This window comes from Nocardia sp. CA-145437 (genome assembly GCF_050956485.1).
Classification (GTDB): Bacteria; Actinomycetota; Actinomycetes; order Mycobacteriales; family Mycobacteriaceae; genus Nocardia.
In genome coordinates, this window is sequence record NZ_CP191204.1 from 5039762 (window position 1) to 5059486 (window position 19725).

Consider the following 19725-nt stretch of genomic DNA (forward strand, 5'->3'; position numbering starts at 1 on the left):
AGTTCCGCAGCCACGCGGGGCCGCCCGCGACGATCGGCGTGGCGGGCCCTGCGTGTCGTGGCGGAGCTCACCCGGACGCCCGCGCGGGCATCGGTTCAGGCGGCGGCGGGCCGGTCGAGGGTAGCGGTGCGGCGCGTCGCGTTGGCGCCCCGCACCGCCAGCGGCAGCACCCATGCCGACGCGATCTGGTCCAGGCTCATGGCCCCGAGGCCCAGCCGGTTGTGGACGAAACCGACAGACAGGCCCAGCCGGGGTTCCGCCCAGCCGAAGGACCCGCCCAATCCGATATGCCCGAAGCCGGCGCGCGCCCCCGGCACCGGCAGCGAGTGATAGCCCATGTGCCACATCATCGGGATGTAGAACAGCGCGCGGTCGAGGTGATAGCTCTCCACACGCCGCATGGCCGCGATGGTCTCCGGCGACAGGAATCGGCGGCCCTCGTGCATGCCGTCGTTGGCGAGCGCTCCGTACACGGTGGCCAGCCCGGTGGCGGTGCACACGCCGTTGCCCGCGCCCAGTTCGGTGTGCAGGATCGGCGGGTCCTCGCCTTCGAGGAGTTGATCCAGGCCGGGCAGGAACAGCGCCCGCGCCGCCGCCCCGACCGCGCCGGGCAGTGAATACGCGCGGCCCAGCGCCAGCGAGACGTAATTGGCGCCGACGGCCGACAGCTTGTTGCCGCTCAGGACCGCGGCGCTGGTCGGCGACCCGGCCGGGGGCAGGCCCAGGTGGATGCCCTCCGCGCCGAGCGGTTCGGCGACCTCGGTGCGGATCAGTTCGGCCATGCCGCGGCCGGTGACGGCGCGGGCCAGCCCGGCGAGCAGCCAGCCGAAGGTGAGCGCGTGATAGGTCGGGACGCCCAGCAGATGATCGGGTTTCGCGGCCGCCAGATGGTCTTCCATCATGCGGTGGTCGAGCACGTCGTCGAGGCCGCGCGCGATCTCGGGCAGCCCGTAGAGCCCGGCGCGGTGGGACAGCAACTGCCGCACCGTGATTCGGCCCTTGCCGTTGGCCGCGAATTCCGGCCAGTAGTGGGCGACGGGGGCGTCGTAGTCGACCAGGCCGCGGTCGGCGAGCCGGTGGATGACGGTGGCCGCGATGCCCTTGGTGGCGGAGAAGACGATGGCCCCGGTATCGGCGTCCCAGGCCCGGCCCGGCGCGGCCTCCCCCGTCCAGATCCGCACCAGCGGTTCTCCGCGCAGGTGCACCGTGAGCGCGCCGCCGGCGCCCGGGTGACCGCCGACCATGCGGGTGAAAGTACGTACCAGCGGGCCGAATTCGGCGGCCGCGTAACCGCCCACCGTGGCGGGCAGGTCGACGAGCCCCGTGGCGTCATTGCTCACGGAATCCACAGTACGAGTGACCAGTCACCGAGGGCAATGATGACACCGGGAGAGTTACTGTCGTTGGCCCAGTGGTTATCCGGGGTGGCCGGGTAGTGACCCCGGCGTTATCGACGCGGGGTTTACCGAGATCAGCGGGGTGACGGCGGCATATCGGTAGGCTGAGGCGCATGCGGAAGCCGTGGTCGATGGTTGCGGCGGCGCTGGTCGTGATCGCCGCGCTGGTCGCCGGATGTTCGTCGTCGAAGCAGGAGAGCGCACCTCCGGTCACGCTGACCGGGCACTGGCACGGCACCATCGAAGTGCCCGATCAGCCGCTGGCGGTGGGAGTCGGTTTCACCGCGGACGGCACGGCCACCATCGATATTCCGGCGCAGGGGGTGGTGGACGGGCCGTTGAGCGAGGTGCGGACCGGACCGGATGCCGTGACCTGGACGATCACCAAGATTCCGGGCAAGCCGTCGTTCCAGGGCGTCTACGACAAGGGCTCCGACAACATCAAGGGGCAGTTCACCCAGTCCGGGCAGTCGTTCCCGCTGACCCTGACCCGCGGCACGGTCGAGGGGCCGCCGCGGCCGCAGGAACCGAAGCCGCCCTACCCGTACAAATCCGAGGACGTCAGCTATCGCAGCGGCGACATCACGATCGCGGGGACGCTGACCGAGCCGCAGTCGGGCGGACCGTTCCCGGCGGTGCTGCTGATCAACGGCAGCGGGGCCAACGACCGCGACGAGGAACTGCTGGGCCACAAGCCGTTCCTGCTGCTCGCCGATACCCTCACCCGCGCGGGCTACGCGGTGTTGCGGACCGACAAGCGCGGTGTCGGGCAGACCGGCGGGCGGCTGAACAGCGCGACCTACAGCGACCTCACCGACGACATCGCCGCCGGAATGACGTTCCTGCGCGGGCGTTCCGATATCGACGCCACCCGGATCGGGCTGCTCGGGCACAGCGAAGGCGGGTATCTCGCGCCGCTCTACGCGCGGCGGCCCGACAGCGGGGTCGCCTTCGTGATCCTGATGGCGGGCCCGGCGGTACCCGGTTCCGAGGTGCTGCTGGAACAGAATCGGCTGATCCTGGCCGCGCAGGGCGCGACGCCCGAGCAGGTCGGCAAGCAGGTCGGGTTCACCTCGACGCTGTCGTCGGTGCTGTGCAAGGGCGATCTGGTGGCCGCCAAGGACTATGTGCGCCAGCACAATGACACCCTCCCCGCGGAGGAACGCCTCTCCGAGGAGGCCATGGACGAGTTGGTGTCGCCGTACATGGCGGCCCTGGTCTGTTACGACCCGGCCCCGGCGCTGTCGGCGCTACGGGTTCCGGTGCTGGCGTTCTACGGCAGCAAGGATCTCCAGGTGCCGGCGGCCCAGAACGAGGGTCCGGCCCGGACGCTGCTGGCCGCGGATCCGGACGCGACCGTGATCGTGTTCGACGGTCTCGATCACCTGATGCAGCCCGCCGACAAGGGCACGCCGGACGAGTACGCCCGGATCGAGACCACCATCGACCCGCAGGTGCTGACCACCGTGACCGGCTGGCTGACCCAGCGCTTCCCGCCCGGCCACTGAACCGCCCGCTCGATTCGCCCGTATCCACCGAAAGAGTGGCGGACGAGCCAACCGATTGCGAGAGTGGTGTCGTGGGATTCTATGAGGATCGAGTCGTGCCCCGGCTGGTCGACCTGTGCTGCGGCGCGAAGAACATGAACGGCGAACGCCAACGGGTCTGCGCCGGACTCCACGGCCGGGTCGTCGAGATCGGCTTCGGATCCGGCCGCAATGTGCCGTTCTATCCGGAGACCGTGAAGTCGGTGAGCGCGGTCGAGCCCGCCGATCTCGGCTGGCATATGGCCGCCGGACGGGTGGCCGCGGCGACGGTTCCGGTGGAACGCGCCGGCCTGGACGGGCAGGCGCTGCCGTTCGCCGACGACAGTTTCGATTCCGCGCTGTCGACGTGGACGCTGTGCACGATTCCCGATGTCGACGCCGCGCTCGCCGAGGTGCGCCGGGTGCTGGTGCCCGGCGGCACATTCCATTTCGTCGAGCACGGACTGGCACCGGATCCGGGTGTCCGGACATGGCAGCACCGGCTGGACCGCCTGGAGCAGGCGGTCGCCGGTGGCTGCCATCTCAACCGCGACATCCCCGGTCTGATCGAAGCCGCCGGCTTCGAGATCCGCGATATCGACCGGTACTACCAGCGGGGCCCCAAACCCTGGGTGGCATTCAATCTGGGCACCGCGGTCGCCCCGTGAGGATTACCGCGGCCAGCCGCCGTACGGAACGGTGATCAATTCCATGTAGTGGCCGACGGGATCGAGGAAATAGATCCCCCGGCCCCCGTCATTGTGGTTGATCTCGTTGACGCCCTGCTGCCGCGGATCGGCCCAATACGTCATGCCGTACTGCTTGATCTTGGCGTACGCCGCATCGAACTCGTCCTCGGAAACCAGGAACGCGTAATGCTGCGGCTGTGGTTCGCCCTCGAAACCCGGTGGCAGATTGGCGAAGTCGAAGGTGACTCCGTTCCCGACGGAAATCGGAATGAACGGCCCGTACGGCTTGCCCACCTCCACCCCGAGGATATCCGCCCAGAATTCGGCGGAAACCCGATTGTCGGTGCACGCGACAATGGTGTGGTTGAACTGGATAGTGATAGGAATTCTCCTGTGTTCGTGGCGATCCCGACCCTGGACCGGTACAAGTCGGCCGACAGGAGCACCGCCACTGATTCGACGGTAACCAGGTGCCCGAGAATTCGCCAAGGGGGGTGTGGCAACCGTCACAGGTGAGGTTCGTGATCGGGGCGGTCATGCGCGCCGGGGCGCGGAGTACTCCTGTTCCGGGCGGCCGGTGCTGCCGTAGCGCAGCTGCATTCGCAGGTCACCGGCGCCGACCAGGTTCGCCAGATAGCGTTGCGCGGTGGCGCGGGAGATGCCGATGGCGGCCGCCACCTGAGCCGCCGACATCGCGACGTCGGCGTCGCGGACCGCTTGCAGCACCAGATCTTTCGTCGGCGAGGCGGCCGCCGCCGCGCCGGTCGACACGCTGGTCGGGGAAGCGGCGGGGCGCAGCGCCGCCAGTGCGGCATCGACATCGGCGGCGGCGACCTCCGGGGCCGAGAGCAGTCGCCGATAGCGCGCGTATCCGGCCAGCCGGGTGGCGAGCACCGCGTGATCGAACGGCTTCACCAGATAGCCCAGGGCGCCGGCCGACAGCGCCGCCCGGACCGTGGCCGATTCCGTTGCGGCGGTGAGCATCATGGCGTCACAGCTCAGCTCGCGGACGAGGTCGACGCCGGAACCGTCGGGCAGGTAGACATCGACCAGTGCCAGATCGAACGTGCCGTCGGCCAGTGCGGTGCGCGCGGCGGCGATCGAGTTCACGGTCGCTCCGACCGCGAATCCCGGTAGCGCGGAGACGATTCCGGCGTGCAGGTTCGCGACGCGGAAGTCGTCGTCGACCACCAGGACGGTCAGTTCTCCTCGGCCCACGCCGGCTCCTCCTCGGTCAGTACGCCCGGCATTCGGGCGATGAACTCCGCGCCCCGCAGCCGGGACTCCCCGTCCACTGCATCGTCGCGTACCCCACCGGGGTCGCCGAGCAGTACATCGCCGCCGCGGGCGCGCGCCACCTGGCGAGCGAGTGCCAGACCCAGGCCGCGTCCGCCGGGTCCGCCACCGGCTTTGGTCGAGACTCCTTCGGCGAAGATCGAATCCGCGAGCTCGGGCGGTACGCCTGCCCCGCTGTCGGCCACCGCGAAGTGCACGGTATCGCCGTCGCGCACCAACTCGACCTCCACCACGGATTCGTGGCCGGGGGCCGGGGCGTCGCTCGCCGCGTCGATGGCGTTGTCGACGAGATTGCCGAGCACCGTCGTGACGTCCACGGGGGCGGCGAGATTCGCGTCGACCCAGGTATTGGGGCCGAGGCGGAGGTGGACGCCCTGTTCGCGGGCGTGGGCGGCCTTGGCGGCCAGGAACGCTTGCAGATACGGGTCTCTGATGGTCTCGATGCCCGGCAGCGTCGTGCCGAGGGGTCCGGATCCCAGCAACTCCTCGACGTAGCGGGCGGCCTCGCCGGGGCGGCCGGTGTGGAGGAGGCCGTTGAGCAGGTGGAGGCGGTTGGCGAATTCGTGGCGCTGGGCGCGCAGGACGGTGCTCATGGTGGAGACGGCGTCGAGCTGGCGGGTGAGGGATTCGACGTCGGTGCGGTCGCGGACGGACAGGACCGCGCCGAGGGCGAGGGTGTCGCGGGTGACGGTGCGGGCGGTGACGACCACGATGCGGTCGCCGACGGCAGCCTGAACCGGGTTGCCGTCGGCGGCGCGGAAGGCTTGCAGGACACGGGGAGTCAGGCCGATAGCGTCGATACCGCTGCCGGGCGCGGGATCGATGCCGAGCAGGCGGCGAGCTTCGTCGTTGACGACGGTGATCCGGGATTTCGCGTCGGCGGCGACGACGCCCTCGCCGATGCCGTGCAGGACCGCGTCCTGCTCGCGGACGAGGTCGGCCAGATCGGCGGGCTCGAGGCCGAGGGTCAGACCGTGCCAGCGACGGGCCAGCAACACTGATCCGGCAATGCCCGCCAGCAGCGCGCCGCCGACCAGCAGACCGGCCCGGCGCAGATCCCGCACCAGTTGTTCGCGCACGGCCGCGGTCGAGATGCCGACGCTCACCTCGCCCACGACCCGGCCGGGACCCGACTGGCCGCCCGGCGGATCCGGTTGCAGAACGGGCACTTTCGCCCGGACCGATTCGCCGAGGGTGCCGTGTTCCTGGATCACGACCTCGCCGCCGCCCAGGGCGCGGGAAGGGTCGGTGCTGACCATCTCGCCCAGGCGGGCGCGGTCAGGGTGGGCCAGGCGGATGCCCGCGTCGTCGGTGATCACGACGAACAGCGCGCCCGTGCGCAGCCGGGCGCTGTCGGCGATCCGCTCGAGTTCCCCGTCGGCCAGTTCCGACCGCAGTCCCGGACCGGCCGGGAGCGGACTGTCGGCGTAATGGGCGACGGCGGCGCGGACCTGCGGGTCGGAGGCGACGGTGCGGGCGATGGCCAGCGCGCGCTGCCCGTATTCGCCGGAGAGGCGGTCGCCGCTGACATAGGCGAAGACGCCGAAGGCCAGGCCGACGGTCAGACCCACCACCGCGATCTGCAGAAGCAGGATCTGCGTCCGGAGCCGGACGGAACGCGGGCCTGGCGAGAACACGACGCCAGTGTAGACAACCCTCCGCAAACAGCTGAGCAGAATGCGCAAAACGGTCGAATCGCTGCTTGTGTGACTTGCGCGCACAACCGGGCAGAGTGTGACCCGGCACACGTAGCTTCGCTTCGACGCCGCAGCGGCGGCACTGGAACGGAGCGGTAATGAGCACAACGACCACGGAGCGCGGTGGCACGACGCCACCGATCGAGCCGGCACCCCTGATCGAGTTGCGCGGCGCGACCAAGCGGTTCCCCGGCAACAACGGCGGCATCCACACCGCGGTGCGCGACCTGAACTTCACCGTCGCCGCGGGCGAATTCGTCGCCGTCGTCGGCCCCACCGGCTGCGGCAAGTCCACCACCCTGTCGCTGGTGTCGGGCCTGGAACCGGCCTCGGCCGGCCGAACCCTGGTGCGCGGCAAAGATGTCCGCGGCATCCCGGACGGCGTCGGCTACATGTTCCAGCAGGATGCGGTGCTGCCGTGGAAGTCGGTGCTCGAGAACGTGGCGCTGGGCCCGAAGTTCCGGGGCGTCGGCAAGTCCGAGGCGCGGGAGCGGGCGGCCCGCTGGGTGCGCACGGTCGGGCTCGGCGGGTTCGAGAACTACTACCCGCATCAGCTGTCCGGCGGTATGCGCAAGCGGGTGGCCCTGGCCCAGACCCTGGTCAACGATCCCGAGATCATCCTCATGGACGAGCCGTTCAGCGCCCTGGACGTGCAGACCCGCCAGCTCATGCAGGACGAACTGCTGCGCGTGTGGTCGGGCTCGGACGGCTCCGAGGGCCGGGAGAAGGGCCGGGCGGCGGTCATTTTCGTGACCCACGACTTGGAGGAGGCCATCGCCCTCGCCGATCGGGTCGTCGTCATGACCGCCGGCCCCGCGACGGTGTGCGGCGATTTCGAGGTCACCCTGGACCGCCCGCGCAATGTCGAGGAGGTGCGGCTCACCGAGGAGTTCCGCGACCTCTACAAGGAGATCTGGGACACGCTGCGCGATCAGGTCGAGGCGGCCCGGACGAAGGGAGCGACCCGTGTCGCTTGAGGTTGTGGACAAGACCACTACCACCGCACCGGAATTCGAGGTGGAGACCGAGGAGCAGATCCTCGCGCGGGTCCGCTCGCAGGCGCGCAGGAACAAGATCCGCACCTGGGGCCTGCGCGCCCTGATCGTGGCCGTGTGGCTGGGTTCCTGGCAGCTCACCGCCACCTACTGGATCGACCCGTTCTTCTACTCCAAGCCCTCGCTGATCTGGGACCGCCTGGTCGAATGGTTCACCGAGGGAACCCAGTTCGGCTCGATCTGGCTGCAGCTGTACACCACCGTGCAGGAAGCGGTGCTGGGCTTCGCCATCGGCACCGTGGCGGGCATCGTGCTCGGCGTGCTGCTGGGCCGCTCCCGCTACTGGGCCGACGTGCTGGCCCCGTTCATCAAGGCGCTCAACGCCGTCCCGCGCATCGTGCTGGCCTCGCTGTTCATCATCTGGTTCGGGCTGGGCTTGCAGTCCAAGGTGGCGACGGTGGTGGTGCTGGTGTTCTTCGCGGTGTTCTTCAACGCGTTCACCGGCGCGCGTGAGGTGGACGGCAATGTCATCGACAATGCCCGCATCCTGGGCGCGAGCCGCCGTCAGGTGCTGGGCTCGATCGTGCTGCCCAGCGCCACCACCTGGATCCTGTCGTCGCTGCACACCGCGTTCGGTTTCGCGCTGATCGGCGCGGTGGTCGGCGAGTACGCGGGCGCCAGTAAGGGTTTGGGCCTGCTGATCAGCAACGCGCAGGGCACGTTCGACGCGGCGGGCATCTACGCGGGCATGATCATCATCACCGTGGTGGCGCTGGTCGCCGAATGGCTCATCGGGCTGGCGGAGAACCGGCTGCTGAAATGGCGGCCGTCGCAGGCCGGTTCGGGACACGGGATCTGAGCCATGAGGTACCGCAAGCATATCGCCGTGATCCTGCTCGCCGTCGGCTCGCTGCTGCTGGCGACCGGCTGCCGCGACTCCCGCACCATTCCGACCGCGAACGGGCGGCCGCAGATCACCATCATGGTGGGCGGCCTGGAGAAGGTCATCTACCTGCCCGCGATGCTGACCGAGCGGCTCGGCTTCTTCCAGGCCAACGACCTCGACGTGCACCTGCTGGGTGAGCAGTCCGGCGCGAACGCCGAGACCGCGCTGCTCACCGGCGACGTGCAGGCCGTGGTCGGCTTCTACGACCACACCATCGACCTGCAGGCCAAGGACCAGTGCCTGAAGACCGTGGTGCAATTCGCGGACGTACCCGGCGAGGTGGAGTTGGTATCCAAGCAGGACGCCGCCGCCGTCCAGTCGCCCGCGGACTTCAAGGGCCGGAATCTGGGTGTCACGTCGCTGGGTTCGTCCACCGACTTCCTCACCCAGGCGCTGGCCGGGCAGGCCGGGCTGGGGACCTCCGACTACACGCGGGTGAAAGTCGGTGCGGGACAGACCTTCATCGCGGGCATGAACCACAACGGCATCGACGCGGGCATGACCACCGATCCGACCGTCGCCAAGATGGTCTCCTCCGGGGACGCCGAGGTGCTGGTGGACATGCGCAACGAACAGGGCACCCGGGCGGCGCTCGGCGGGCTGTATCCGGCCGCGTCGCTGTACATGCGCTGCGAGACCGTGCAGGCGCATCCGGACATCGTGCAGAAGCTCGCGAACGCGTTCGTGGAGACGCTGCGCTGGATCACATCCCACTCCCCCGAGGAGATCGCCGCCAAGATGCCCGCCCAGTACGCGGGCGGCGATCCGAAGCTGTACGTCAAGTCCATCACCGACTCGATCAGCATGTTCAACGGTGACGGCCTGATGAAACGCGAAGGCGCGGAGAACGTCCTGCGCATCCTCGGCCGGTACTCCCGCAATGTGGCGCCCGTCCGGGACCGCATCGACCTGGACGCCACCTACACCAACGAGTTCGTCGGCAAGGCCCAGGGCACACGCCAACCCTGACCGGTCGCCCGGAACCGCACACCGCATGAGGGGGTGTGCGGTTTCGCGCTAGACGGAGGTCTTCGCGGCGCGGCGGGAGCGGCGCAGGGCGTCGGCGGTGAAGATGGCCAGCGCCAGCCAGATCAGCGCGAAACCCGCCCAGCGGGAGGCGGGCATCGGTTCGTGGCCGACCGCGACACCCCAGGTCAGCTGGAGCGCGGGCGTCAGGTACTGCAGGATTCCCATGGTGGACAACGGGACTCGCGGGGCGGCCAGCGCGAACAGCACCAGCGGGACCAGGGTCACCGGCCCGGTCAGCATGAGCAGCCCGGTGTGCCCGGCCGAGGAACCGAACGTCGCATTACCGGTGAGCGCGATGACGATGACCGCGATCACCGCGAACGGCGCGGCCGCCAGCCCCTCCGCCGCCAGCCCGGGCAGCGCGTCCAGCCGGATCACCTTCTTCACCAGACCGTAGGTGGCGAACGAGCAGGCGAGGATCAAGGCGATCCACGGCGGGCGCCCGTAGTCGACGGTCAGCACGATCACCGCGGTCGCGCCCAGCCCGAGCGCGACCCACTGCGGGGCGCGCAGCTTCTCGCGGAAGATGAGGACGCCGAACGCCACCGTCACCAGCGGATTGATGAAATAGCCGAGCGCGCACTGCACCACGTGATGCGAGATGACCCCGTACACGTAGGTGCCCCAGTTCAGCGAGATGGCGGCCGAGGCCACCGCCGCCAGCCGCCAGGTCCGCGCGTCGATCCGCCGCAGCTCCCCGAGCCGCCCGGCGACCAGCAGCGCCAGCAAGGCGACGACCAGGGTCCACAGGATCCGCTCGGCCAGCACCTCCCCCGCGCTCGCGAAGGACAGCAAACCGAAGAACGCGGGAAACAGACCCCACAGGAAGTACGCGCCGATCCCGAAGGCGATCCCGGTGTCCCGCTCCCCGTCGTGCCCCGCGAATCGGCCACGCCACCCGCGCTCGGCCGTCACCATCGCGGCGCCCGCGGCCGGGTGCGGGGCGGGGGACTTCGGATGCTGATGTCCTTCGGCCACCCAATTACGTTAGCGTGCGCAACAAGTCTATTTCGCCGCGATGCCGCCGCGCCGTGCCACCACCGCGCCCGGCCCCGCCGCCGCCACGCACCCCGACCCCGCTGGAAGTCACGCGCCGCCCTGTCCCCCGCAGTCCGTGTCCTCTCCCACCCCCCTTCACGGTGTCCGATTTGTCGGAGTTTGCCTTTGACCTGGCACAGCGCGCATTTTCGACACCGCCGAATTCAGCTACATCTGGGTTAACGGCCCGGAAGGGCTAGCCTGGTCGGCATGTCGATCACCGCGCAGGCAGCGAGTCCGCCGAGCCCACCCGCGCTGGGGCTCACTTCCGCCGAGGTGGAGCAGCGCCGGCGGGACGGGCTGACCAACGACGTGCCGGAACGGGCCAGCCGGTCGGTCAAGGACATCGTCAGGGCGAACGTCTTCACCCGGATCAACGCCATCCTCGGCGTGCTGTTCATCCTGGTGCTGGCCACCGGATCGATCATCGACGGCATGTTCGGCCTGCTGATCATCGCCAACAGCGCGGTGGGCATCATCCAGGAGATCCGGGCCAAGAACACCCTCGACAAGCTGGCCATCGTCGGTCAGGCCAAACCGATGGTGCGCCGCGACGGGCAGGCCACCGCGGTCACGCCGCAGGAGGTCGTGCTCGACGACATCATCGAGCTCGGCCCCGGCGACCAGATCGTCGTCGACGGCGAGGTGATCGAGACCGAACTCCTCGAGGTCGACGAGTCGCTGCTCACCGGTGAGGCCGACCCGATCGACAAAACCCGTGGCGCGCAGATCATGTCGGGCAGTTTCGTGGTGTCCGGCAGCGGCGCGTACCGGGCCACCAAGGTCGGCAAGGACGCCTACGCCGCCAAACTCGCCGACGAGGCCAGCAAGTTCACCCTGGTCAAGTCCGAGCTGCGCAGCGGTATCGACACCATCCTGAAAGTCATTACCTACCTGCTGATTCCGGCGGGCCTGCTGTCCATCTACAACCAGCTGTTCTCCTCCAAGGAATCCTGGCGGCCCGCCGTCAACGGCATGGTCGCCGCCCTGGTGCCGATGGTGCCCGAGGGCCTGGTGCTGATGACCTCCATCGCCTTCGCCGTCGGCGTGGTCCGGCTCGGCGCGCGCAAGTGCCTGGTGCAGGAGCTGCCCGCCATCGAGGGTCTGGCCCGGGTGGACGTGGTGTGCGCCGACAAGACCGGCACCCTCACCGAGAACGGCATGCGGCTGGCCGAGATCCGGCCGGTCGACGACAGCGGACGCGCGGTGGACCCATCGAACGACGGCCGGGCCCCCGAGGAGTTGCGCCGTGTGCTGGCCGCCCTCGCCGCCGACGACCCGCGCCCCAACGCGTCCGTCCTGGCCATCAAGGAAGCGCTGCCGGACGCCCCCGGCTGGCAGTCCACCGGTCTCGCGCCGTTCTCCTCCGCCAAGAAGTGGAGCGGCATGTCCTACGGCGAGCACGGCAACTGGCTGATGGGCGCGCCCGACGTGCTGCTGGACCCGGACACCGAGATCGCCGCCACCGCACAGGAGATCGGGGCCAAGGGCCTGCGCGTGCTGCTGCTGGCCCGAAGTGACCGCCCGGTCGACTCGCCCGACGCGCCCGGCCAGGTCACCCCGGCGGCACTGGTGGTGCTGGAGCAGAAGGTACGGCCCGACGCCAAGGGCACCCTCGAATACTTCGCCTCCCAGCATGTTTCGACCAAGGTCATCTCCGGCGACAACGCGGTGTCGGTCGGCGCGGTCGCGTCCTCGCTCGGGCTGAGCGGCGGCGACGATCCGGTCGACGCGCGCACGCTGCCGACCGACCAGCACGAACTCGCGGACGTGCTCGACGAGAAGACCGTCTTCGGCCGGGTCCGCCCGGATCAGAAGCGCGCCATGGTCGGAGCCCTGCAGTCGCGCGGGCACACCGTCGCCATGACCGGCGACGGCGTCAACGACGTGCTCGCCCTCAAGGACGCCGACATCGGCGTCGCCATGGGCTCGGGCAGCCCGGCGACCCGCTCGGTGGCGCAGATCGTGCTGCTGGACAACAAGTTCGCGACCCTGCCGTACGTGGTGGCCGAGGGCCGCCGGGTGATCGGCAATATCGAGCGGGTCTCCAACCTGTTCCTCACCAAGACCGTCTACTCGGTGGTGCTGGCCTTCCTGGTCGGCATCGCGGGCATCGGGTCGCAGATCTTCCACTACAAGGCGATCGGCTACCCGTTCCTGCCCCGCCACGTGACGATCGCCGCCTGGTTCACCATCGGCATCCCGGCCTTCATCCTCTCGCTCGCGCCCAACAACGAGCGCGCCCGCACCGGATTCGTCGGCCGCGTCATGCGTTTGGCGATTCCGTCCGGCGTGGTGATCGGCGTGATGACGTTCATCTCCTACCTGATCGCCTACCGGGGACCCGACGCCGGGGACACCGCGAAGGTGCAGGCGGGCACGACGGCGCTGATCACGCTGCTGATCATCGCGGTGTGGGTGCTGGCCATCGTGGCCCGGCCGTGGAACTGGTGGAAGATCCTGCTGGTCTCGGGTTCCGTTGCGGGATACCTGATCCTGTTCGCGGTGCCGTTCACCCGGCACTTCTTCAAACTGGATCCGTCCAATGTCGCGCTGACCACCTCGGCGGTCGTGTGCGGCGCGATCGGCGTGGTGCTGGTCGAGGTGGCGTGGTGGCTCAGCGCCAAGTATCTCGGCGACACCCCGCACAACGCACCGGCGGTGCTGGACGAAAACGACTGAATCGCACGGCGTTCCGGAGCGGCGGCGCACCTCGGGGTGTGCCGCCGCTCCGCTGTTTCCAAACTGGTCGCATGGTTTGGCTCGCCGGGTGGTCGGCCGTCCTGGGCAGCGGTCGAAATCGCAGGTACCTTGTGCCCCATGGAGGTCTTGCTGCATCAGCTCGACGCATTCGCCGACGCGCCGTTCTCCGGCAACCCCGCGGCGGTCATGCCGCTGCTGTCGTGGCTGCCCGACGAACTGCTGCAGCGGCTGGCCGAGGAGAACAACCTCGCCGAGACCGCCTTCTACACCTCCGCGCTACCCGCGGAAGCGGGTGTGCCGCCGGACAACTCGCCCGCCTTCCACCTGCGCTGGTTCACCCCGACCGTGGAGGTCGACCTGTGCGGGCACGCCACGATGGCCACCGCCGCCCAGATCCTCGACGACATGCACCCCGGCGCGGACCGGGTGCACTTCTACACCCGCAGCGGATGGCTGCGCGTCGACCGCGACCGCGACGATCTGGTACTGGACCTGCCGTCGGTGGCATCGGTGGAAATCGATGCGCAGGAGGAACTTCCGCACCGGCTCGCCGAGGCGCTCGGCGTGCGGCCGCTGCGCGCGTTCGAGGGCACCGACGTGGTGCTGGTCGTCACCGCCGAACACGAAGTGCGCGAATCCCGCCCGAACTTCGCCGCCTTCCCCGACCTGAAACGCGCCGCCATCCTCACCGCCGAAGGCACCGAGGTGGACTTCGTCTCCCGCGTCTTCGCTCCCGGCCAGGGCATTCCTGAAGACCCGGTCACCGGTTCCGCGCACGCCCAGCTCACCCCGTTGTGGAGCCGCGAACTGGGCCGCACCAGCCTCACCGCCCGCCAGCTCTCCCGCCGCGGCGGCTCCCTGCGCTGCACGCTGATGGGCGACCGCGTCCGCCTGACCGGCCGCTGCCGCCGCTACCTCGACGGCGTCGTCCGCATCCCGGACTGAGAGCCGCCTCCCGGACCGAGAGCCGCGTCCCGGACCGAGAGCCCGCCGGCCGCCCATGCCTCGTGCGGCCAGGTACCGCGCGGCCAGCGGTCCCATCGCGCGTCCGGCCAGGTCACCGCCGGGAGGCCGGGTCAGCGCGCGACGATCTGCCGGGTGAGCGTGTCCAGGTCGTCGGCCCGATAGCCGGGGTAGCCGTGGAGGATCGCCCGCCACTCCGCGGGCACGGCCGACGCGCCCCAGCGGGCCCCGAGCAGGCCGCCCGCGATGGCCGCCGTGGTGTCGGTGTCGCCGCCCGCGCGGACCGCCAGTTCCAGTGCGGCCGAAAGAGTTTCGGCGTGGGTGATCGCCCACCACGCGGTCTGCAGCGCGTGCACCACCCAGCCGTTCTTGGCGAAGTCGGCCGGGACGCCGGTCTCGGCCTTGTCCAGCAGCGGTTCCCAGAAGCCGGTGTCCACCTGCGACAGCGCCTCCCGCAGGCCGTCGTAGGTGCCGAACAGCACCGCGTGGCGGATGGCGAGGGTCCAGAGCTTGCACGCCTGCATGGCCTGCATGTCGTAGTGGGTCAGGGAGCTCACCAGCTTGGCTGCCTTGCCGCACTTCTCGGCGTCGTCGAGATAGGCGAGGGCGACCGGGGCGGTCCGCATGAGCGACCCGTTACCCGCCTTGAGCCCCGGCAGATCGTGCGCCCGCAGCTGCATGGCCCGGCCGGTCCGATCGCGGTGCTCGAGCACCTGCCGCGTCTGGTTCCCGATATCGGCCGGCTTGGAGTCCCACCACGCCACGAATTCGGCGGCCACCGCGTCCAGCCCTTCGGGGCCGCACAGGTCGCCCGCCACCGCCGCCGCGCGGGCCACCGCGACCGCCATGGCGGTGTCGTCGGTCCACTCCCCCGGCGCCCACCGGAACGCGCCGCCGCCCTTCATCCGGATCTCCACGTCGGGACCGGGATGGGTGAACTCGTATCCGGCACCCAGCGCATCCCCCGCCGCGGTCCCCACCAGCACGCCCAGGGCCCGATCAGCCTGCTCCGGCGTCAATTCCATCCGCATTCGCCTCTTCCGCTCCGATGCCGTCGGCATCGATCCGCCACGCGTATCCGATCCACCACGACGTTACCCACCCCGGGGCCACGCCGACCCGGGCATCCGCGGTCTTCACGGGTTCTGGACTACCCTCGGATCCGGAGGTTCTGCCGATGACGAATCAGCGCACCGACCGCTCCGCCCAGTCCGCCGCCGACCCGCGGTCCGCACCGCTGGCCCCCGTCCCGGGCTCCGGACACATCTTCGACGTCGAACGTCGCCTGAGCACCGTCGACACGGACGAGATCCAGAATCTGCGCATCGACGGTATCGCCCGCCACCTGCAGGACGCCGGAGTCGACCATCTGACGCAGATCGGCGCCCTCGAATCCCACCCGCACTGGATCGTGCGGCGCACCGTCATCGATGTGCTGCGCCCGATCATCTGGCCCACCCGGTTACGTGTCCGGCGCTGGTGCTCGGGCATCTCCCCGCGCTGGTGCTCCATGCGCGTCCGCCTCGACGCCGACACCGGCGGCCTCGTCGACACCGAGGGCTTCTGGATCCACATGAACAAGCAGACCATGAGCCCGTCCCGCGTCGCCGACGAGTTCTTCGACCTCATGGCCACCACCACCGACGACCATCGCCTGCGCTGGCGCCAATGGCTCGACACCCCCGCCCCCGCGGCCGACGGCACCCGGTATCCCCTGCGCCGCACCGACACCGATCACTTCCGGCACATCACCAATACCGCGTACTGGCATGCCGTCCACGAATTCGCGGCCGGCACACCCGAACTCACCCGCGGCCCGCACCGCTACATCCTCGAATACAACAAGCCGATCCGCTTCGGTGAACCCCTCGACATCCACGCCGTCGACGCCCCCGGCGCGCTCACGCTCTGGTTCACCGTCGACCAGGAGACGCGCGCCATCGCCCAACTCTGCGCATTGGAGGACGCCTGATGCTCCCCACCCCCGTCTCCGCCGAGGATCTCAATATCTACGGCCGGGCCGACCTGCCCTGGGACCGAGTCCGCAAAGCCCTCGACATGGCGATCGGACTCCCCGAGACGGCCGAATTCCTCGGCACGGTAAGCCCTTCCGGCAAGCCCAGCTCCGCGGGAATCGGCTGCGTCGAATCCGACGGCCATCTCTACTTCACGAGCGGACCGGCCACCAGGAAGTCCCGAAACCTGGCCTCGAACCCGGACTGCACCCTCTCACTCCGCCTCCCCGGAGTGGACCTGGTCCTCTCCGGGGAGGCTCATCGAGTCACGGACACGGCCGAACTCGACCGCGTCACGGCTGTCTACCGCGCGGGCGGATGGCCCGCGGAACGATCGGGAAGCGAGGTCACCGCCCCCTACAGCGCCCAGAGCGCGGGTCCCGCGCCATGGCACCTGTACCGCTTCACCATCCACTCGGCCGTCGGGGTGGCGCTGACCGACCCACACGGGGCAACCCGCTGGCAGTTCGCGCACCGAGGGATGGCGTTGTCACAGGAGCACTCAGATGCACCAGATGACGCTACCGAGGTTGAAGCACAACGCAGCTGATCCGAACGATCCGTTGATCGGAGTGGCGGAGGTCGCCGGTGGCGCCGCAGCAGTGGTGTCGGCGCCGGCCGCGGGTGCGGCCAAGACCAGCAAGGGCGCCGCAAATACAGTCGCCGCTACGGTTTTCATGATCTTTCTAGACATTTTGCTTCCTTACCACGAGCTTTTGTGGTGTCCGCGTCTGCCAGGCTGCGCTGCCGAGCTAGCGGACGTGACCGCGATCGCGTCGCACGCCGAGTCGGCTCTGCGACACCCGATTGGCTCCTCGGTTAAGCAGTAATCCTTGTCAAGCACATGCCGTGTCCCGATCGGAACACGCAGTGAGGCCGGCCGAGAGCTACCGCATCGACCTGACCGAACAGGGCGTCAAGTGGAACGACGCCGAGTAGGAGCTTACTCCTGGCTACCAATCGATTTGGGCGGAGTATGCAGATTTAGTTGATGAAGATTCTGCAAAGTCGAGCGTCCGGGAACCGGTCAGCCGGCGGGGACGGGGCCATCATCGGGGCCCGGGACCGCGGCCTCACGCTGCTCGGGCAGCAGTGGCGAGACAGCGAAGACGGCGGCGGAGGCGTCGGCCGGCAGCGCCTCGACAGCGCGGATTCCGGGACGGGTGGCCACGGTTCGCAGCCGGTCGAGGGAGCCGTGGACGACCACGCCCACGACGCACGCGCAGCCGGCGCGAAGCCGCGCGGCGACGAGGTCCTTGACCTGCGAGGAGCGGGAATCGAAGGTCGGGGTCGATTCCATCTGGGCGACGGCCGATTTCACCGAGGCGACCGCGACGGCCTCACCCGATGGCACGCCGATCGCGATGATGGGTGTCGCGACACGGTCCACCCACACGTGATAGTCGACCTCCGAGATACGCAGGCCCGCACCGAATTCCGGGATCCGGTCGGCGGTGACGCCTGCAGCGAAGGACAGCAGGGCCCAGCGACCTCCGGAGTCGCTGCCCTCCAAGGACTTCCGGGCGCGCGTCAGGTAATCGGACACCGGCTCACCGCTTTCCGGTCCCAGCCGGTCCGTCGCGATGATCCCCGGCCGAGGCGGGTTCGCCCAGCCCAGCACGAGGATCAGGACGACGAGAAGCACCGCCGCCGTGGCGATCCCGGCGCGACGCAGGGTCGGGCCCGCCACGCCGCCCGGCCGCGGTGCATCCACTCGGAGCTCCGATCAGTGCTGACGCAGGACGTCGAGCGCGTGTTCCAGGTCGGCGGGGTATTCGCTGGTGATCTCGACCCAGCGGCCGTCGGCGGGATGGTTGAAGCCCAGCTGGCGGGCGTGCAGCCACTGCCGCTCCAGGCCCAGGCGTTCGGCCAGGCGCGGGTCCGCGCCGTAGGTGAGGTCACCGCAGCAGGGGTGGCGCACGGCCGAGAAGTGGACGCGGATCTGGTGGGTGCGGCCGGTTTCCAGATGGATGTCGAGCAGGCTGGCGGCCTGGAAGGCCTCGACCGTGTCGTAGTGGGTGACCGACGGGCGGCCGTCGGCGGTGACCGCGAACTTCCAGTCGTTGCCGCGGGCGCGGCCGATGGGGGCGTCGATGGTGCCGCTCGACGGATCCGGATGGCCTTGCACCAGAGCGTGATAGCGCTTCTCGACGGTGCGGTACTTGAAGGCGCGCTTGAGCTGGGTGTAGGCGTGCTCGGACTGCGCGACCACCATCACGCCGGAGGTGCCGACGTCGAGGCGGTGCACGATGCCCTGACGCTCGTGGGCGCCCGAGGTGGAGATGCGGTAGCCCATCGCGGCCAGACCACCGACCACGGTGGGGCCGGTCCAGCCGACACCGGTGTGCGCGGCCACGCCGACCGGCTTGTCCACGGCCACGATGTCGTCGTCGGCGTAGAGGATCTTCATGCCCTCGACCGGGGTCGCCTCGACGGTGAGTTCGCGCTTGGGCTCGGGGAATTCGACCTCCAGCCAGGCGCCGGCCGTGAGCCGATCCGACTTTCCGGCCGCGACGCCGTCGAGCTGCACCGAACCGTCCTCGGTCATGGTCGCCACGGCGGTGCGGGACAGGCCGAGCAGCCGCGACAGCCCGGCGTCGACACGCATGCCGTCCAGCCCGTCGGGCACGGGCATGCTGCGAGTCTCCCTCATGCCGCCTTCCCCTCCGAGGTCGTCGCGGGCGCGCGGTGCATGCGGGTGCCGTCGGGTTCGAAACCGAACACCGTCAACGCCACCAGCAGAATCGCGCCACACACGATCGCCGAATCGGCCACATTGAACACCGGCCACCAGCCGACCGCCACGAAATCCACCACGTGACCCTGCAACGGGCCGGGCGCGCGGAACAGGCGATCGATGAGATTGCCGAGCGCGCCGCCCAGCACCAGGCCCAGGCCGATGGCCCACGGCAGCGAGCGCAGGGTGCGGCCGATCCGGATCACGCCGATCACCACGGCGGCGGCGATCAGGGTCAGCAGCCAGGTCATGCCGGTGGCCATGGAGAACGCCGCGCCCGGGTTGCGGACCAGGGACAGCCGCGCCCAGTCGCCGATCAGATAGATCGGCTTGCCGGGGGTGATGGTGGAGACCACGATCGTCTTGGTCAGCAGATCCAGGCCGAGCACCACCGCGGCGAGCACCAGCAGACTGCGCAGGCGCAGCGGCTGCGACGCGGTCGCGGCGGGAGCGCTGTCCGACTCGGCGGCTGCGCCGGCGGGGGAAGCCTCGGCATCGATCGCGGGAACGGTCTCCCCTGGCGACTTGTCTGGTTCCTCAGCGCCCGTTTCGCGCGGCCGGTCGGTACTCACCCTGACATCATTCCTTATCCGCGCCCGGCGACTCCGAACGGTCCGGGCCCGGCGGCTCCGAACCGCCGCGCGGGCCGACCCGGGGCCCGTCCCGGCGAACCGAAACGGCGGCCGCACAGGAT

19 protein-coding genes are annotated in these 19725 nt (G+C 69.7%); 10 read left to right on the plus strand and 9 right to left on the minus strand.

Translation table 11 applies throughout. The features are described 5' to 3' along the window. Positions 1 to 95: 95 nt before the first annotated feature. Positions 96 to 1340 carry a serine hydrolase domain-containing protein gene (locus ACQPYY_RS23490; protein WP_433591006.1) on the minus strand — a complete coding sequence of 415 codons (1245 nt, stop codon included), beginning with the start codon at positions 1338 to 1340 and terminating at the stop codon, positions 96 to 98. Between the two features lie 170 nt (positions 1341 to 1510). On the opposite strand from ACQPYY_RS23490, the gene ACQPYY_RS23495 reads away from it, so the two are divergent. Both ACQPYY_RS23495 and ACQPYY_RS23500 read left to right on the plus strand, forming a co-directional pair. Continuing rightward, positions 1511 to 2905 (plus strand): alpha/beta hydrolase family protein, encoded by a 1395-nt coding sequence (locus ACQPYY_RS23495; protein ID WP_433591007.1) that lies wholly within the window; start codon positions 1511 to 1513, stop codon positions 2903 to 2905. 71 nt (positions 2906 to 2976) lie between these two features. Beyond that, positions 2977 to 3591, plus strand: a complete 615-nt coding sequence (locus ACQPYY_RS23500) for a class I SAM-dependent methyltransferase (protein ID WP_433591008.1) — start codon at positions 2977 to 2979, stop codon at positions 3589 to 3591. 3 nt (positions 3592 to 3594) lie between these two features. Here the strand turns inward: ACQPYY_RS23500 and ACQPYY_RS23505 are convergent, their stop codons facing one another. From ACQPYY_RS23505 to ACQPYY_RS23515, 3 genes are all read right to left on the minus strand, one after another. Continuing rightward, positions 3595 to 3993, minus strand: coding sequence for a VOC family protein (locus tag ACQPYY_RS23505; protein WP_433594713.1), 399 nt, complete (start codon positions 3991 to 3993; stop codon positions 3595 to 3597). 153 nt (positions 3994 to 4146) lie between these two features. Then, positions 4147 to 4830 carry a response regulator gene (locus tag ACQPYY_RS23510; RefSeq protein WP_433591009.1) on the minus strand — a complete coding sequence of 228 codons (684 nt, stop codon included), beginning with the start codon at positions 4828 to 4830 and terminating at the stop codon, positions 4147 to 4149. Further along, complete coding sequence (locus tag ACQPYY_RS23515) at positions 4812 to 6545, minus strand: ATP-binding protein (RefSeq protein WP_433591010.1); 1734 nt, start codon at positions 6543 to 6545, stop codon at positions 4812 to 4814. The genes ACQPYY_RS23510 and ACQPYY_RS23515 overlap by 19 nt, the downstream gene beginning before the upstream one ends. Positions 6546 to 6703: 158 nt before the next feature. Between ACQPYY_RS23515 and ACQPYY_RS23520 the strand changes: the two genes are divergently transcribed. Genes ACQPYY_RS23520 through ACQPYY_RS23530 form a run of 3 tightly spaced genes read left to right on the plus strand, consistent with a single transcriptional unit; the run spans position 6704 to position 9515 of the window. Further along, positions 6704 to 7582, plus strand: a complete 879-nt coding sequence (locus tag ACQPYY_RS23520; protein ID WP_379106411.1) for an ABC transporter ATP-binding protein — start codon at positions 6704 to 6706, stop codon at positions 7580 to 7582. Further along, a complete protein-coding gene (locus tag ACQPYY_RS23525; protein ID WP_433591011.1) occupies positions 7572 to 8459 on the plus strand; it encodes an ABC transporter permease in 888 nt (295 codons plus the stop codon). Before ACQPYY_RS23520 ends, ACQPYY_RS23525 begins: the two co-directional genes overlap by 11 nt. Positions 8460 to 8462: 3 nt before the next feature. Further along, positions 8463 to 9515 carry an ABC transporter substrate-binding protein gene (locus ACQPYY_RS23530; RefSeq protein WP_433591012.1) on the plus strand — a complete coding sequence of 351 codons (1053 nt, stop codon included), beginning with the start codon at positions 8463 to 8465 and terminating at the stop codon, positions 9513 to 9515. Between the two features lie 48 nt (positions 9516 to 9563). On the opposite strand, the gene rarD is transcribed toward ACQPYY_RS23530, so the two are convergent. Beyond that, positions 9564 to 10493: an EamA family transporter RarD gene (gene rarD, locus ACQPYY_RS23535; protein WP_433594714.1), complete on the minus strand. Its 930-nt coding sequence runs from the start codon at positions 10491 to 10493 to the stop codon at positions 9564 to 9566. Positions 10494 to 10823: 330 nt separating this feature from the next. On the opposite strand from rarD, the gene ACQPYY_RS23540 reads away from it, so the two are divergent. After that, positions 10824 to 13295, plus strand: a complete 2472-nt coding sequence (locus tag ACQPYY_RS23540) for an HAD-IC family P-type ATPase (RefSeq protein WP_433591013.1) — start codon at positions 10824 to 10826, stop codon at positions 13293 to 13295. Positions 13296 to 13433: 138 nt separating this feature from the next. Next, on the plus strand, positions 13434 to 14261 hold the full coding sequence (locus tag ACQPYY_RS23545) for a PhzF family phenazine biosynthesis protein (RefSeq protein WP_433591014.1): 828 nt from the start codon (positions 13434 to 13436) through the stop codon (positions 14259 to 14261). 131 nt (positions 14262 to 14392) lie between these two features. Here ACQPYY_RS23545 and ACQPYY_RS23550 read toward each other — a convergent pair whose 3' ends face one another. Then, a complete protein-coding gene (locus ACQPYY_RS23550; RefSeq protein ID WP_379106421.1) occupies positions 14393 to 15304 on the minus strand; it encodes an ADP-ribosylglycohydrolase family protein in 912 nt (303 codons plus the stop codon). 152 nt (positions 15305 to 15456) lie between these two features. Between ACQPYY_RS23550 and ACQPYY_RS23555 the strand changes: the two genes are divergently transcribed. From ACQPYY_RS23555 to ACQPYY_RS23565, 3 genes are read left to right on the plus strand one after another with little or no spacing between them, the layout of a single operon-like run. Further along, positions 15457 to 16251: an acyl-[acyl-carrier-protein] thioesterase gene (locus ACQPYY_RS23555; protein ID WP_433591015.1), complete on the plus strand. Its 795-nt coding sequence runs from the start codon at positions 15457 to 15459 to the stop codon at positions 16249 to 16251. Then, entirely contained in the window at positions 16251 to 16844 is a 594-nt protein-coding gene (locus ACQPYY_RS23560; RefSeq protein WP_433591016.1) for a pyridoxamine 5'-phosphate oxidase family protein, read from the plus strand. Before ACQPYY_RS23555 ends, ACQPYY_RS23560 begins: the two co-directional genes overlap by 1 nt. Continuing rightward, positions 16825 to 17124 carry a hypothetical protein gene (locus tag ACQPYY_RS23565; protein ID WP_433591017.1) on the plus strand — a complete coding sequence of 100 codons (300 nt, stop codon included), beginning with the start codon at positions 16825 to 16827 and terminating at the stop codon, positions 17122 to 17124. Before ACQPYY_RS23560 ends, ACQPYY_RS23565 begins: the two co-directional genes overlap by 20 nt. A 197-nt stretch (positions 17125 to 17321) precedes the next feature. On the opposite strand, the gene ACQPYY_RS23570 is transcribed toward ACQPYY_RS23565, so the two are convergent. The 3 genes from ACQPYY_RS23570 to lspA are packed head-to-tail and all read right to left on the minus strand — an operon-like array spanning position 17322 to position 19603. Beyond that, the gene (locus tag ACQPYY_RS23570; RefSeq protein WP_433591018.1) at positions 17322 to 18008 is read right to left on the minus strand and encodes a hypothetical protein; all 687 of its coding nucleotides are present in this window, start codon (positions 18006 to 18008) and stop codon (positions 17322 to 17324) included. Between the two features lie 12 nt (positions 18009 to 18020). Beyond that, positions 18021 to 18947: an RluA family pseudouridine synthase gene (locus ACQPYY_RS23575; RefSeq protein WP_433591019.1), complete on the minus strand. Its 927-nt coding sequence runs from the start codon at positions 18945 to 18947 to the stop codon at positions 18021 to 18023. Beyond that, a complete protein-coding gene (gene lspA / locus ACQPYY_RS23580; protein ID WP_433591020.1) occupies positions 18944 to 19603 on the minus strand; it encodes a signal peptidase II in 660 nt (219 codons plus the stop codon). The genes ACQPYY_RS23575 and lspA overlap by 4 nt, the downstream gene beginning before the upstream one ends. Positions 19604 to 19725 lie beyond the last annotated feature (122 nt).